Origin of the sequence: Paenibacillus sp. p3-SID867 (assembly GCF_025142895.1) — a bacterium.
GTDB lineage: Bacteria > Bacillota > Bacilli > Paenibacillales > Paenibacillaceae > Paenibacillus_AQ.
Genome location: NZ_JAMBDM010000008.1, coordinates 376,702 through 391,544, shown reverse-complemented (window position 1 = coordinate 391,544; position 14,843 = coordinate 376,702). Strand labels below are relative to the sequence as shown.

The window sequence follows — 14,843 nt, the reverse complement described above, 5'->3', positions numbered from 1 at the left end:
GTGTTGAATTAAATGTATAAAAAATAGCTGTCGAGACTTTCTCGACAGCCTGGAAGCCTGATAAATCAGGCTTCTTTCCCCTTGCTCCTAATTATAGACCGAATTCAACGATGTACTGTTTGCACACCGTCACATATCCCAGAGACTGATATAAACGTACCGCGCTTAGGTTATCCTCCAGCACATTCAGATAGACATGGGGAGTGATTGCACGCCCCTTACGGGTCAATTCCGCGCACACCTTTTTGCCGTACCCCTGTCTCCTCCACGCAGCATCCGTGCCGATATTCCCAAGCTCCACATAATCATCGCTATAAATATGGTATCCGCCGACAGCGATGAGCTCCTGATCCTGAACAACCCCATAGAACGGATTATGAAGCTCTTCCCTTGCAAAAGCCATTGAATGGAACTCAGCCATTTTCGACTCGATCATGTCAAAATACGAGGGGTCTAAACGAAACACCTCGTTATCCCCTACAGGCAAATCTTCAAGATGCCGATGCTTCATGAGAAGGATGCCTGCGGGAGGTTTCGTCACATCAACCTCAGGATTTAGAACCTCCCATTCATCCTCACTCACGATAAAGCTCCCTATTTCCCCATCGGGTAATTCCAGATCTCGTTTCATTCGGGTCAGCATGGACCGAAACCGAAACGATGTCTGAAGGGGATAAACCGAAAAGGCGTAGAAAGGCAGACCCTTCAGGAAAGCCGTAACACCCAGCAGCTCTCCGCATTCTGAGAACTGCCCATAGTGAACGGTTTGATTCTTCCGGAACGTTAGGTAGGAATAGTATAAGAAATGCTGCTCTCTATTTATTGTTTCCAAGAGACGCCCCAGTTCTTCAGCCAACAGTCTGCGAATCACCAAGTCTTCTCCCTCTCTCAAAAGAAATCCATGAGGTAGGTTTGACCAGCGGGAATCATCGTCTCCAATTGTGTTAGGGCCTTTGGATTCCCGGATAGCCGGTGAATGGCATGCAGCGCCTGTGGTCTTTTGTATCCCGTAAACAGCGCAGACAACGTCTGAATATCGGTGGTCAGATCAGCCTGCTCCCCTTGATCGGTCGGAAGCTCCGACAGCTCCGCTTTCCCCTCTTGATTAACGGACAACCTCCATCTGCCCGCATTCCAAGGCGCAACGGAATCTTCCACCTCTATGGTCATTACGGCTTCTTGGTGAGCCTCAAAAGCGTACTGCTCCACAAAGGATTTCAAATCTACGATTCGGGCCATGAAGTAAGGGACCACTTCCTGGGTAACGCGTGGATCCGGCAGCATGAATGGCAGCTGATCATCCCCAGGTACCATCGTCATCGTAACCTGCTCAATCCTGGAATCATGGTTTCCAAAAAAGGTCCAGAGTGCGCTTCGGGCTTCTTCATTCAGGTACACAAATTCGTCGCACACGAGATCTTTGTCCTTGAGCTCATATAATGCGTAGCCCGTCGGTTTGCCCTCCGCTGAATAATAAACAACGCTGTGGTTGTCGCCCTGCAGCACGAATCTTGTCCACCACGCTTCATCCCGCACAAGCGTACCGTTATAGCGGCTGGCATAGGCTTGATACATGCCGTCCAGTGTTGGAATATCGGTTACGCCTCTTACAATGCGGCCAGGCACTTCCACCTTACGCGGGAATTTAGATACCGGAATGGTGTACTTTTTGTATTCCGCGTAAAGTTCCCAGCCAAATTTACGATAGAACGGGATCGAAAACGGATGGAGGAAGGAAAGGGTCTGGCCTTTGCTCTTCATCTCTTGCAATGCATGCTTGAGCAAGGTGGATACATGTCCCTGTCTGCGGTTCTCGGGCCATGTTGCCACACCGGCAATACCGCCCATTTCGAATTTGTTTCCATGCACATAAACTTGCAGCGGGATGATGGTCAGTTTCGCTTGCAGCTCTTCTCCATCAAATATCCCCCAGAAGCGTTCAGGTTTAAAATGCTTTTGATTGGATTCTCGCTGCTCCGGTGTTAGCGTATATTGAAAGGCATATTCGGATAATTTGGTGCTGATCTCAAACTCATCGGATCTTAATTGTCTAAGTTCCATACTTGCTTCACCTCTCCAATCTTTATATGTACTTTTGTTTGCGGAATTACCGTTTATCCCGGTTCAGAATGTTGTTCCAGGACATATGATCAGTATAACATTGCTGCTGTCTATGCGGTACAAAACACCGTCTGTTTTCAGGACCATATCCTGCCGCATTGGGACCGTAATGAGAATATAATGGACACAAAAAAATCAGAATATTTTTCACGAACTTTTTGTAAGCTACTTGACAAAGATAACCCCCTGAGATTATGATTAGCTCATGCAAAATAACAAACACATCCAGATAAAATAAATTTATAATAATCAGGAGGTAACAACAATGTCCAAATTGAATATCGGTATCATTCTAGGCAGCACACGTCAAGGTCGTTTAAGCCCGCAAGTAGGTGAATGGGTTAAACGTATCGCTGATGAACGCGGAGATGCAAACTACGAAATCGTTGATATCGCTGATTACAAGCTGCCGCTTTTGGGCGAAGCTGATGCTACAGAGCAAGCTACCGCTTGGAACAATAAGCTGAACAGTCTTGACGGCTTTGTATTCATCGTACAAGAATACAACCACAGCATCTCTGGCGCTTTGAAAAATGCACTCGATTTTGCTCGTGAGCCATGGAACAACAAAGCTGCAGGTATCGTGAGTTATGGTTCGGTTGGCGGCGCTCGTGCTGCCGAACATCTGCGTGGAATTCTGGGCGAATTGTCCGTAGCGGATGTTCGTGTACACCCGGCACTTTCATTATTTACTGATTTCGAGAGTGGCTCTGTATTCAAACCGGCTGATCTGCATCTCGTCAACCTGAATGGCATGCTTGACCAAGTGCTTGCATGGAGCGGAGCTTTGAAAACACTGCGCTAATCTCTAATTCAAGGACTGCCTTTCTTCATCTTCTGATGAGGCGAGAGCAGTTCTTTTTATTTTTCTGCATTCATATTTCTGCATCCTTTTTTCTGCATCCATAAGTATATCTGCATCGTCGATCAGCATCATTCCTATGCCGAAGCCCCGTTCCTACTCCACGTCAATATGGAATATTTCCTTCAATCCCTTCTTGCCTTCGGGCGTGATTTTTATGGCTCTTGTGTTTGGAACGCGTTGTATCCAATGTAACTCGAGCAACCTTTCTAGCAGGGCATGTCCCAATGCCCCGGCCAGGTGATGGCGTCTTTCACTCCAATCCAGGCATCGATGTGTGAAAGAGCGGCGTTTGCGCTTAACACGGCCCAGATCGACCTGAAATGCCTTGAAAAAGTCCTCTCCTTTTTCTGTAACCGTATAATGATCTTCCACTTCGGATAGGACCCCTGCGCTGAGCAGTGAATTCGTCAATTGGATTCCCAATTTCCCCGCAAGATGATCGTAGCAAGTCCTTGCCTGACGTAAGGCTTCATTCTCCGCAGCCTGGTTTAATGATCTTATTTCGACAGGAGGCGTTATCGATAGAAGTGTCTCCATGATCTGGGCAACCTCCTGATTCTGTATCCCATAATAACGATGTCTTCCCTGTTGCTCAACGGTGACCAGATTCGCCGCTACCATTTTCGATAAATGGAAACTTGCCGTTTGCGGTTTGATGTTTGCCATGTACGCCAGCTCGCTTGCCGGATGATATCGCCCATCCAATAAGACGGTTAGAATAGCCGCTCTTGAAGCATCGCTTACGAGTGAGGCTACTTGTGCTATGTTCGAATTCGCATTCATCTCGATCCCTCCTGATGTAATCCATATTTCGATGAGCATCGAACCTTTTCTATTTTACAATGATTTGGGATAGAACAGTTAATGGGAGGAACATTTTATGAAGGAAATGAAAGGCATGATCAACTCGGACGTCATTAAACCGAAAATTCTGTACTATGGAACCCCGGTAATTTTACTCAATACGCTAAATGAAGATGATACCGTAAATATTAGTCCCATATCCTCTTCATGGGCGCTCGGAGATTACATTATTTTAGGAATCGGACTCGGGGGTAAAGCAATAGAGAACTTGGAAAGGCATCCGGAATGTGTCATCAACCTTCCTGATCCTTCCTTATGGGAAAATGTTGAACAATTAGCCCCTCATACAGGAAAATATCCAGTTCCTGACGGTAAGGCAAAGAACGGTTTTACATATGAAAAAGATAAATACGCGATTAGCGGTTTAACTCCTGCGGATTCTGTCACGGTAAAGCCTACTCGCATCATGGAGTGCCCCATTCAAATTGAGGCCGCAGTCAAAAACATTCGGATGCCTGACTATTCTTCCATGTTTGCCATTGTCGAAACACAGGCGATCCATGTACACGCCCATCGAAACATCATGTGGAATGAACATCACATTGATCCCGCCAAATGGAGCCCGATCATATATAATTTCAGGCATTATTATGGCCTTGGCAACCCGTTAGGCAAAACATTCCGAGCCGAAACATAGCGAGAATGATGAAGAATGAGAGAGAGCCCAATGGCTTCTCTTTTTCCTTCCGCTTCCCCGGGGATGGTTGGCTGCAAGCGAGCTCACCTCCTTCTTTGTTTACCTATATAACAATCCCAACAAGCGATTTTGTGACACCCATTATTTTATGTATAGAATGATCATGAACGAAGCTCCTGCCGTGTGATAGAGTCTGGATGTCGGGTATGAGTCACATTTAGCGCCCTTATCGAAGCTACAGCTTGGGATAACTCTTAACATAATTCAAGAATCGCTTCGTAGCGGGAGATATCTCCCGCATGGAGTTTACGGCAATGCCGAGCGATCTGAAGCTCTTCTCCTTCAATTCGATCAGCCGTATATTCCGCAGCTGCCCTCGCAGCACAAGTTCAGGAAGAATGCTAATGCCGAGCCCCTTCTCCACCATGGCCATAATGGCATAATCATCACCAAGCGTATATTTGATATCCGGCTTGATCCGGGCCTTCACCAGCATCCGGTTCACATCATAATCGGAACCTTGGCTTGGCATAATAAACGGTTCATTCTCAATCTGGGACAATGAAATAGAGTCCTCCGAACTGAGCGGATGTTCCAAGGGCAGCAATACAAGCATTGGGTCTTGATGCAGAGGAATCGCATCGAATGTATCCGACGTTGGAAGTGACAAGAACCCGCAATCAATCTTGCCCTCCGCGATCCAATCCTCGATTTCCCGGTAATCTCCTTCGACCAACCGAATCTCGATATGGGGATAATCCCGCTGAAAATCCTGAATAATCCCCGGCAGCCAGTGAACACCGACACTGGTGAAGGTACCGATGTGAATGGTTCCCAACTCGATTCCATGAATGGAAGCTACCTGCTGTTCCAAATGTTCGTTCCATTTCAATATTTCCCGTATCGTCTTCAGAATCTCTTCTCCATTGGTTGTCAGCTTCGCTCCTGATCGGTTCCGAATCAGCAACGAGAAACCAAACTCATCTTCCAGGCTGCTGATCATATGGCTGACACCGGACTGGGTAAATCCCATCACTTCGGCGGCTTGGGTCAAGCTTCCGAGCTCGACAACCTTTAATAAAACTTTGAATTTATTAATACTCAAGGGAATTCCTCCTGATCATTTATACATGAATTTTACTCATATTTATTATTAGAAACATTCGTTTTACTTGTCTATTGTACGTGAGTATACTGATTCTGTTCAATCAGTTGAAGGAGGAAATAGAACTTGAAACCGCTGAAGGCCGATCTCATGATTTTGTTCATCACCATTTGTTGGGGCTCGTCCTATCTTTTTATGAAAATGGGACTGGATTCGCTCGGAGAGTTTAATTTGATAGCCCTACGCTTTGGATTGGCCTTTATACTTGCAGGCGTGATTTTTCTCCCCCGCTTGCGCCAGGTTAACGTAAAGACGATTCGATATGCCATGCTTCTAGGCTTTATATTATTTATCATGTTCACCGCGCTTACCTTCGGTCTGAAGACCACGACAACATCCAATGCCGGATTTCTGGTCAGTCTAACGGTGGTGTTTGTCCCCTTATTACATACGTTTCTATTTAAGAAAAAAATAGAGAACAAAGTGGTTGTCAGTATTGTGCTAGCCTTAACGGGCATTGCACTGTTAACCATCCAGCTTCCTTTTACATTTAAGATCGGTGATCTGTTCTGCGTCGCAGCCGCATTATGTTATGCGCTTCATATCAATATGGTAAGCACTGCCGCACAGAAGGTCGATACGCTAAGCCTTGGCATCCTGCAGCTTGGATTCACCGGATTGTATGCGTTCATCTCGTCTCTGCTCTTTGAAGCTCCAGTATGGCCAAGCACGACCAACTCGTGGATTGCCGTCCTTGTTCTTAGCGTGGTGTGCACCGCGGTCGGGTTCATCGTTCAGACAATTGCCCAAAAATATACGACGGCTACCCGGACGGGACTTGTATTTTCTCTGGAGCCTGTATTCGCGGCGCTGGTCGGATTCTGGTTTGCTCACGAGATCCTGAATCCCAATCAATATTTGGGTGCTGCCCTAGTATTTCTTAGCGTTGTTATATCGAGCGTTAATGTAAACATGAGGAGTCGCTCTAGTCCCGTTCCAATGGAGCCGTATTCTGCTGAATTCAAGTAAAAAAAAAGCTTGACTAATCCCCCAAAAATATATATCTTTATATCACGGCTTAACTGATAACGATATCAGTTATGCAGGAACGTGATTAAAGGGGAGTAGCTGACACAACAAAGTCGTCATTCCGGGAAATTTCCCCGGCTTTGTTGGCAACGATACGTTGTTTGCGAGACCTTTACCACACACTCTGTGGTGAAGGTCTCTTTTTGATTAAGAGGGGCCTTCACCTGCCGGTGGAGGTCCTTTTCTTTTGTGCCTTCAATTAAATAACTGGGAGGAATTGGTATGGAGCTTTTATTGGAGTATGGGTGGGTACTGTTGGTGCTCATCGCACTGGAAGGGTTGCTCGCAGCAGATAATGCGCTGGTCCTTGCCATTATGGTAAAGCATTTACCTGAGGAGCAGCGTAAAAAGGCTTTATTTTACGGATTGCTCGGAGCGTTTGTATTCCGCATCGGATCGCTGTTCTTAATCTCGTTCCTGGTTGATGTATGGCAGGTGCAAGCCATTGGCGCACTCTATCTTCTCTACATTTCGATCAATCACACATTGAAACATGTGATCAAAGGCAAGAAACCGACGGAAGACGCCAAGCCTCTACCGAACAAACCCAAGAAGCAATCCGGCTTCTGGATGACGGTCTTCAAAGTCGAAGTTGCAGACATCGCGTTTGCAGTAGACTCGATACTTGCAGCCGTAGCACTGGCTGTGGCACTGCCTCCAAGCGGTCTGGCGAACATCGGCGGCCTGGACGGAGGTCAATTCATCGTCATCTTCCTGGGAGGATTCATTGGTCTGATCATCATGCGTTTTGCGGCATCCTACTTCGTGAAGCTGCTGCAGCAGCGCCCCGGGCTTGAAGTGGCGGCATTCCTCATTGTCGGTTGGGTAGGGGTCAAGCTTGCCGTCATTACCCTTGCGCATCCCGATGTTGCCCTTATCGACCATCACTTCCCTGAGAGCTCGATCTGGAAGGCATCCTTCTATATTGTTCTTGTGCTGATTGCCGTTATCGGATGGTTTAGTTCTTCGAAGGGGAAAGTCCAAGACGAGGACAATGCAATCAAGGAAGTGGAAGACCAGCAGCCTGGAAAAACGCTTCAAGGGTAAATTCCGATTTTCGATTGGAACAGGACAACGTAACAAACGCAATCAATAGATTGATCCAACAATAGGAAAAGGCGATTTGCTGACGGTGCATAAACCGTTCGCAAATCGCCTTTCTTCCTGCTTATATGGTTAATTGCATATTGTATAAATTCGCATACGCGCCTTGACGTGCAATTAATTCATCATGCGAGCCCTGTTCCTCAATTCCGTCCTCGGATAACACGACGATTCGCTGCGCATTCCGTACCGTTGTCAGGCGATGAGCGATGACAAGCGTTGTGCGATTATTGCTCAACCGTTCCAGCGAATCCTGGACGGCTCGCTCGCTTTCATTATCCAGGGAGCTGGTCGCTTCATCAAATATAAGGATCGGCGGATTCTTCAGGAACACTCGTGCAATGCTGAGCCGCTGCTTTTGTCCTCCGGACAGCTTGACGCCGCGCTGCCCGATATCCGTATCATAACCTTCCGGCAGTGCCATGATGAAATCATGGGCATTCGCTCTTTTCGCAGCTTCGATGATTTCTTCCTCGCTGGCCTCCATTTTGCCATACCGGATGTTATCGAAGACGGTTCCCGCAAACAAATATACATCCTGCTGAACAATCCCAATATGCCTTCTTAACGAGTGCTGCGTGATATCCCGGATATCGCGTCCATCCAGCATGATGCGTCCTTCACTTACTTCATAGAAACGCGGAATCAACGAGCACAACGTCGTCTTGCCGACGCCGGAGGGACCTACCAGTGCCACATACTCGCCAGGCTTGATGTCCAGCGATACCTGTTTCAGCACATATCCGTAGTTATCTTTATATCTGAAGCTGACGTTCTGAAATGTGATATTCCCCTGAACCTGCGTGATCACTGCAGCATCAACGGAATCCTCGATATCCGGCTCTACCTCCAGAATCTCCATGAACCGGTCGAATCCCGTGATACCCTCCTGGTACAGTCTGGCGAAATTAACGAGTCTCTGGATCGGTTCGATCAGAATGCCAATACACAAGAAAAAAGTGAGCAAATCCGCCAGTTCCAGGGAGGCATCCACGATTGCGGCTCCGCCAAACACAATGACCGTTATGGTAATGAGTTGTGTAAACCCAACCAACCCTTCGTAAAAGTAGGTTTCACTCTTATACCCTTCCCTTCTGCTGTCAACGAATCGCTCATTAGCGTAAGCGAACTTTTTCCTTTCTACGTGTTCGTTCGTAAACGACTTCACCACACGGATACCCGATAGAGAATCCTCCACCTGCGCGTTGATATCCCCGATTCGGTCCTTGCTAACACGCAGCGCCACATTCATCTTCTTATTAAAATAAAAAGCAAACACGGCCATGACCGGCAGAAAGAGAAACACAATCAGGGTAAGCTTCACGTCAATATACATTAAGATGATGAATGCACCTAGGAACTTCAGAACGGAAATGACAATATCTTCGGGTCCATGGTGATACAATTCGGTTAGCGACAGAATGTCATTGGTGGTACGTGTCATGAGCTGCCCTGTTTTATTCTCATCATAGAAACCAAAAGACAGCTTCTGAAAATGGTCAAACAGCTCCCGTCTCATGTCACTCTCCATATAAGCTCCCATCATATGTCCTTTATAGGAGATGAACATATCGCAGAAAGTATGAATAAGCACCATGGCCAGCATGACAGCACCCACTGCATAGATTTGATTCAGCGGATTCGGGGAATTCCCTTCCAACACGTTGATGGTGATATACCTTATACACAGCGGAAGCATCAGTGTAATTGCCGAAACAACAAAAGCACATGCCAAGTCAGCAAATAATAACCCCAGATACGGTTTATAATAGGACAAAAACTTCTTGGTTCGTGAATTCAAATATATCTCCTCCATAATGTCGGAGGGTTACATGTTCATATCCCTCCAAACTTGATTCATGATGTAATCCATCGTTTTTCTCATCCTAAACACCCTTCCTTTTACTTGATGATTCCATCATACCCAAAAACGTCACAACCGCGGAGTGTAAGAATCATTTATACTCAAAAAATCCCCTAAGGGCATAAAAAAAAGCAAGCATGGATCATAACCAAGCTTGCCTTTCGCATATTTATGCTTTACCGATTCCAACGTTCGTTAAGCAGCTCACCATTGATGGCAGCCGCTGCCATGGCTCCCATCGAAGCGGCGGCTATGGCCTGATACATTTCCGTGGCTGCATCACCGGCGCTGTAGACGCCAGGCACGCTCGTTTTACCGAAGGCGTCAATGACCACGCTTCCGGCTTCATTGATATCACATCCGATGGCGGACGGCAATTCAGAGCCGGAGACCAGTTTAGGTGCGAAAAAGATGCCTGTGCAAGGAATGATCTTTCCATCCTCCAGCTCGACTTGCCGGACCATACCCTCGTTCGATTCGATGCGATGAATCGGGGAGCTGAATACGGGGATGCCATGCTCCTTCAACTCTTGGCGCTGTTCATCCGTCAGTTCATCCGGCCCATGGGTACAGATCGTATAATGATCTGTCCAACCTGCAATGACTTTGGCAAAGTGCACTGCACCCGCACCCTTGGCAATCACAACAAGCGGCTGATCCCGCAGTTCCCATCCATCGCAATATGGACAGACGAAGGCGCTTTTTCCATAAACGTCTGCCAATCCGTTAATATCCATTGGGCTATCTTTCTTCCCGACGGCAAAGAGCAGCTTTTTACCGCGAAATACCGTCCCTTGTCCTGTTGTAATTTGAAAATCGCCATCAACACCTGTGACCGATGCGGCAGTATCCTCTACGAAACGGACAGAAGGATACGCGCTAATCTGTTCCCTTGCGATGCGCCGAAATTCCGATGGGCTGACACCGTCTCGGGTAAGAAAACCATGAGTCTCGCGGGTAACTCTATTACGCGGCTTCCCTTCATCGATCAGCACCACATCTTTTCTCGCTCTCCCCAATACCAACGCAGCATTCAAGCCTGCCGGCCCCCCGCCAATAATAAGGACATCATGCAATTGCTCACTCATTTATACCAACACCTTTCCGGATCTTTAATATCCATAATGAGAACACAAGAAGACATGACTTCTTGTTTATTTCTCCATGCCCAAGGAAGATTTCCATGGACAAATATTATTATAGACTTATGATATCCATTATAGACAGGCGAAGTCCATATTGCAACTCGAATTGTTATTTTAATTTACGAAGCGAAAATAACCTCAGCCATTCGTAACCTGAACGGTTTCCGCAATTAAACGCTGTAGATCATGCATTCGATTGGGCGTGGCCAAGCTGGAATGGGTTAACATATCGCACAAGGCAACAAGATCCTCAAGCTTGGATAGGATTTTCCAGTGATCATGCAGGACCGCTCCTTCCTCACGATATGCACGAATAAAGTTCTTTTCAAATACAGATCCTTCGCGTTCGTATCGAAGCATATTGGCTATATCTACGTATCGGTTCCATGAAAAAGCGTCCTCCCAATCAAGCACTGCCGAAACCTCACATCCTCCAGCACCATTTTGCATTAATATATTTAAACCGTTATAGTCCGAGTGAACAAGCACGGGCGTATCTTCTAGCTCCGACAATAAATGACTGTACGTTCGACTGAAGGACCATACCGATTGAGCCAGCTCTTCCCCGAGCCATTGGCCGCATGGATCCTGAAAGAGGCTTTGTTCAATAAATGCGAGAAACCGTTCCCCGTCCATCCTCGTCGGATCCTGGACTTTCATGTCCCCATTGAAGAATCCGGATTCCGTAAATGTGTGCTTGTGTATGTTGGCGAGAATGCGTCCAGCGGAGGCTGCAGCGGCAATGAGATCCTGCTCGCTTCCGCCCTGCATCACGTCACGAAGAAGATCGCCTTCCTTCCACTCCATTACCGCCCATGGCTTATCGAATACCCTGCAGCTCGTATCTGCATAGATATAATCGACAACAGGTACGGTTTGACGAACCCTTTGAATGATAGCCAGTTCTTTTTCCGCAATCTTCAGACCTTTCCTGAACAAACGCAGCACGTAAGGTTCTGCACTGCCTTCCAGACGAATTTTGTAGTTGGTGTTGCTAAGTCCGGTACCGATCCGTTCAGCGGCTACTACTTTTTTACGGGGAAATACGGGTGTAATCATGTCATGAATTTGTGTGATGTCTAGTTGCATCGGCGGCACTGTGCGTTCCCATCCCTCTTTCATCTCGATGCCCTCCTATTATAATTTTTTTGAGTTGACCATGCAGTAATGCCGTTACCACTATTTATAGTTTACATATTCTAATGTGATATAGGAATTATCTTCATAGATAAGGAGAGTGATGTAATGGCAGCAAGCTTTAACCATTCATCTAAAGCACAGGGCGTATCCGTTATTACCTGCACCAATCGCCCCAATTATATAAAAAACCTGTTCCACAATTTCACTAGACAATCTCACCCCAAAAAAGAGCTTATTATCGTTATCAACGATAGTTCAATCGCACTCTCTCCTTACCAACAGCTGGCCAATAAGCATCGAAATATACAAATTTATCGCATGCCCGAACATGTCACTCTAGGTGCGTGTCTAAATTACGCTGTAAGCAAAGCGAGATACGGCATCATTGCCAAATTCGATGACGATGACTATTACGCCCCTCATTACTTGTCGGACAGCCTGAAGTCATTAAGAAGATCGAACGCCGATATTATAGGGAAACGCGCACATTATATGTATTTACAAGGCTCCAAAACTCTTATTCTACGTTTTCCTAACGATGAAAACCGCCCCGTAACCAGACTGCCGGGTGCTACGCTCATGTTTAAAAAGAACCTCCATAACAAAATACGATTTCCAAATCAAAACGTCGGTGAGGACGATCTTTTTTGCATGAGAAGCAAGCGTAAGGGCTACAGGATCTATTCCGGTGATAAGTATAATTTTGCGGCAATACGAAGGAAAAATTCATCAAGCCATACGTGGGTCATCAGCGATAAAGAACTTACCGACAAGCACCCTAAAGTTCCGAATGTAAAAGACTACAAAACATTTGTTCAGAGGAAATCCGGAGGCGATCGAACTTGACGAGAACGTCATTATCTCCCTCACAGCCTGCCGTTTCGATCATCACCTGTACCAAAAGACCGGAATGCCTGCACAATCTGTTAGAAAATTACGCCAGACAGAATTACAGGCACAAAGAGTTAATCATCATATTAAATCATGACAGCCTAAGACTATCGGAAGTTCAACAGGCAGCCAAACCATATCGTAACGTGAGAATATATAGGAAGCCAGCTGAATTATCGCTCGGCAGCTGCCTCAATTTTGGTGTAAAGGTCGCTAAGCACAGCATCATTGCTAAATTTGACGACGATGATTATTACGCTCGCGATTATCTGAAGGATAGCGTCGGTCTCATGATCAAGACTCGTGCTGATATTGTAGGAAAAAGGGCACACTTCATGAAGCTTGCCGGTCAAAAGGATCTTCTGTACCGTTACCCCAACATGGCCAATCGATGGGCCCCCCTTGTTCAAGGGGCGACCATTCTGGTTAAACGGCACGTATTCAATCAAGTATCGTTTCCGAACCAAAATCGCAGCGAGTGCGTCAAATTTTGTGCTGATTGTATAACTCGTAACTTTAGAATATACTCTGGTAGTCCCTACCATTTCATAGCGAACCGAAGACGGAACTCCAAGAATCACACCTGGATCATAAGCGACAAGAAGCTATTAACTCAACATGTAAAAAAGCTGAAAGTAGATAACACTAAGAATTTCGTAAGCAAAGGTTAGACCCAGCATCCATATTTAATATACCGAAGCTGAAGAATGGTGACTCGAGCCTTCCCATAGAACCGGAGAGCTCGAGTCATTCATATAAACCGAGAGCCATCTCGGAAATAGGCAGCACGCTCCCCAGCGGTACATATCAAATATTAGGAATCACCGACTGCGCCTGCTTGGTCATCCCCGATCACAAGATCGTTGCCGTCCGGATCCTCTTCCCTCGCTCAATGATTCCCAAGCTCTCTTGGCAAATTTAAGCTTGTACACCTTGCACCTGCATGTCACAATAAACTAGAGACTGTCAGCATAGACAGACCTATTCATCTATATAGTTTTGCTTACAAGTTCTCAGCTGCCCCTGCAACTACAGCGAGGTGGTCGCACAATCAACCTATTTTTGAATGGGAGGACCGTAATCATGAAAACGATGAAGCTTGGAAGCAGTTCACTGGAAGTACCTGTTGTAGCCGTGGGTTGCATGCGTATAAATTCGCTGGAAAAAGCGGAAGCCGAGCGTTTCGTATTATCCGCACTGGAGGAAGGCGCTAACTTCTTCGACCATGCCGACATATACGGCGGCGGAGCTTGCGAGGAAATTTTTGCAGACGCGATACATATGAATGCAGAAGTCCGCGAGAAGATCATTCTGCAATCCAAATGCGGGATTCGTCAGGGCATGTTCGATTTCTCCAAAGAGCATATCTTGAATTCCGTCGATGGTATCCTGAAAAGACTCAAAACCGAGTATCTCGATGTACTCCTTCTGCACCGTCCCGATGCGCTGGTTGAGCCTGAAGAGGTGGCTGAGGCATTCGATAAACTCGAAAGCTCCGGTAAAGTGCGTCATTTCGGCGTATCCAACCAGAATCCGATGCAGATCCAGCTGCTGAAAAAAGCAGTGAAGCAGCCGCTCGTGGCCAACCAGCTGCAGCTTAGTATCACGAACACCACCATGATTCAGAGCGGGATCAACGTCAATATGGAGAATGACGCCGCGGTTAACCGTGATGGCAGCGTACTGGATTTCTGCCGACTTCACGATATTACGATTCAGCCTTGGTCTCCTTTCCAATACGGGTTCTTTGAAGGCGTATTCCTTGGAAGCGACAAGTTCCCTGAACTTAATCAGAAGATCGATGAGATTGCGGAAAAATACAACGTAACCAACACCACGATTGCCATCGCATGGCTTCTTCGTCACCCTGCACACATGCAGCCGATCATCGGGACGATGAATATCAGTCGTTTGCATGACTGTATTAAAGCCGGCGATGTAACGCTCACCCGTGAAGAATGGTATGCCATTTACCGTGCGGCGGGCAACATCCTTCCTTAAGCCCATTACAAAACAGC

General features: G+C 46.6%; 14 protein-coding genes. 7 read left to right on the top strand and 7 right to left on the bottom strand.

Translation table 11 applies throughout. The annotated features are described in order from the left end of the window. Positions 1–91: 91 nt before the first annotated feature. Both M4D81_RS18785 and M4D81_RS18780 read right to left on the bottom strand, forming a co-directional pair. A complete protein-coding gene (locus M4D81_RS18785; protein WP_260067607.1) occupies positions 92–871 on the bottom strand; it encodes a GNAT family N-acetyltransferase in 780 nt (259 codons plus the stop codon). Positions 872–888: 17 nt separating this feature from the next. After that, complete coding sequence (locus tag M4D81_RS18780) at positions 889–2,061, bottom strand: GNAT family N-acetyltransferase (protein ID WP_260067606.1); 1,173 nt, start codon at positions 2,059–2,061, stop codon at positions 889–891. Between the two features lie 325 nt (positions 2,062–2,386). On the opposite strand from M4D81_RS18780, the gene M4D81_RS18775 reads away from it, so the two are divergent. After that, on the top strand, positions 2,387–2,926 hold the full coding sequence (locus tag M4D81_RS18775) for an NADPH-dependent FMN reductase (RefSeq protein WP_071224141.1): 540 nt from the start codon (positions 2,387–2,389) through the stop codon (positions 2,924–2,926). Between the two features lie 153 nt (positions 2,927–3,079). Here the strand turns inward: M4D81_RS18775 and M4D81_RS18770 are convergent, their stop codons facing one another. Further along, positions 3,080–3,769 carry an ArsR/SmtB family transcription factor gene (locus M4D81_RS18770; protein ID WP_260067605.1) on the bottom strand — a complete coding sequence of 230 codons (690 nt, stop codon included), beginning with the start codon at positions 3,767–3,769 and terminating at the stop codon, positions 3,080–3,082. Positions 3,770–3,866: 97 nt separating this feature from the next. Between M4D81_RS18770 and M4D81_RS18765 the strand changes: the two genes are divergently transcribed. After that, positions 3,867–4,487 (top strand): flavin reductase family protein, encoded by a 621-nt coding sequence (locus tag M4D81_RS18765; RefSeq protein ID WP_260067604.1) that lies wholly within the window; start codon positions 3,867–3,869, stop codon positions 4,485–4,487. 235 nt (positions 4,488–4,722) lie between these two features. Here M4D81_RS18765 and M4D81_RS18760 read toward each other — a convergent pair whose 3' ends face one another. After that, positions 4,723–5,592, bottom strand: a complete 870-nt coding sequence (locus M4D81_RS18760; protein WP_260067603.1) for a LysR family transcriptional regulator — start codon at positions 5,590–5,592, stop codon at positions 4,723–4,725. A gap of 126 nt (positions 5,593–5,718) precedes the next feature. Here M4D81_RS18760 and M4D81_RS18755 point away from each other — a divergent pair, with 126 nt between their 5' ends. Together M4D81_RS18755 and M4D81_RS18750 are read left to right on the top strand one after the other, a co-directional pair. After that, the gene (locus tag M4D81_RS18755) at positions 5,719–6,621 is read left to right on the top strand and encodes a DMT family transporter (protein WP_260067602.1); all 903 of its coding nucleotides are present in this window, start codon (positions 5,719–5,721) and stop codon (positions 6,619–6,621) included. Between the two features lie 282 nt (positions 6,622–6,903). Beyond that, positions 6,904–7,728 carry a TerC family protein gene (locus M4D81_RS18750; protein WP_071224149.1) on the top strand — a complete coding sequence of 275 codons (825 nt, stop codon included), beginning with the start codon at positions 6,904–6,906 and terminating at the stop codon, positions 7,726–7,728. 121 nt (positions 7,729–7,849) lie between these two features. On the opposite strand, the gene M4D81_RS18745 is transcribed toward M4D81_RS18750, so the two are convergent. The 3 genes from M4D81_RS18745 to M4D81_RS18735 form a co-directional block, all read right to left on the bottom strand. After that, positions 7,850–9,586: an ABC transporter ATP-binding protein gene (locus M4D81_RS18745; protein ID WP_260067601.1), complete on the bottom strand. Its 1,737-nt coding sequence runs from the start codon at positions 9,584–9,586 to the stop codon at positions 7,850–7,852. Between the two features lie 239 nt (positions 9,587–9,825). Further along, positions 9,826–10,737: an NAD(P)/FAD-dependent oxidoreductase gene (locus M4D81_RS18740; RefSeq protein WP_260067600.1), complete on the bottom strand. Its 912-nt coding sequence runs from the start codon at positions 10,735–10,737 to the stop codon at positions 9,826–9,828. A gap of 195 nt (positions 10,738–10,932) precedes the next feature. Then, positions 10,933–11,916, bottom strand: coding sequence for a phosphotransferase family protein (locus M4D81_RS18735; protein ID WP_260067599.1), 984 nt, complete (start codon positions 11,914–11,916; stop codon positions 10,933–10,935). 123 nt (positions 11,917–12,039) lie between these two features. On the opposite strand from M4D81_RS18735, the gene M4D81_RS18730 reads away from it, so the two are divergent. From M4D81_RS18730 to M4D81_RS18720, 3 genes are all read left to right on the top strand, one after another. Next, positions 12,040–12,780, top strand: coding sequence for a glycosyltransferase family 2 protein (locus M4D81_RS18730; protein WP_260067598.1), 741 nt, complete (start codon positions 12,040–12,042; stop codon positions 12,778–12,780). Then, on the top strand, positions 12,777–13,496 hold the full coding sequence (locus M4D81_RS18725) for a glycosyltransferase family 2 protein (protein WP_260067597.1): 720 nt from the start codon (positions 12,777–12,779) through the stop codon (positions 13,494–13,496). The genes M4D81_RS18730 and M4D81_RS18725 overlap by 4 nt, the downstream gene beginning before the upstream one ends. A gap of 412 nt (positions 13,497–13,908) precedes the next feature. After that, on the top strand, positions 13,909–14,826 hold the full coding sequence (locus M4D81_RS18720; protein ID WP_260067596.1) for an aldo/keto reductase: 918 nt from the start codon (positions 13,909–13,911) through the stop codon (positions 14,824–14,826). The last annotated feature ends 17 nt before the right edge of the window (positions 14,827–14,843 follow it).

What these genes read in the sequence shown, in the direction of transcription:
- M4D81_RS18780 (WP_260067606.1), bottom strand. Translation starts at nt 2,061, where the DNA reads ATGGAACTTAGACAATTAAGATCCGATGAGTTTGAGATCAGCACCAAA.
- M4D81_RS18775 (WP_071224141.1), top strand. Translation starts at nt 2,387, where the DNA reads ATGTCCAAATTGAATATCGGTATCATTCTAGGCAGCACACGTCAAGGT.
- M4D81_RS18770 (WP_260067605.1), bottom strand. Translation starts at nt 3,769, where the DNA reads ATGAATGCGAATTCGAACATAGCACAAGTAGCCTCACTCGTAAGCGAT.
- M4D81_RS18765 (WP_260067604.1), top strand. Translation starts at nt 3,867, where the DNA reads ATGAAGGAAATGAAAGGCATGATCAACTCGGACGTCATTAAACCGAAA.
- M4D81_RS18750 (WP_071224149.1), top strand. Translation starts at nt 6,904, where the DNA reads ATGGAGCTTTTATTGGAGTATGGGTGGGTACTGTTGGTGCTCATCGCA.
- M4D81_RS18740 (WP_260067600.1), bottom strand. Translation starts at nt 10,737, where the DNA reads ATGAGTGAGCAATTGCATGATGTCCTTATTATTGGCGGGGGGCCGGCA.
- M4D81_RS18735 (WP_260067599.1), bottom strand. Translation starts at nt 11,916, where the DNA reads ATGAAAGAGGGATGGGAACGCACAGTGCCGCCGATGCAACTAGACATC.
- M4D81_RS18730 (WP_260067598.1), top strand. Translation starts at nt 12,040, where the DNA reads ATGGCAGCAAGCTTTAACCATTCATCTAAAGCACAGGGCGTATCCGTT.
- M4D81_RS18720 (WP_260067596.1), top strand. Translation starts at nt 13,909, where the DNA reads ATGAAAACGATGAAGCTTGGAAGCAGTTCACTGGAAGTACCTGTTGTA.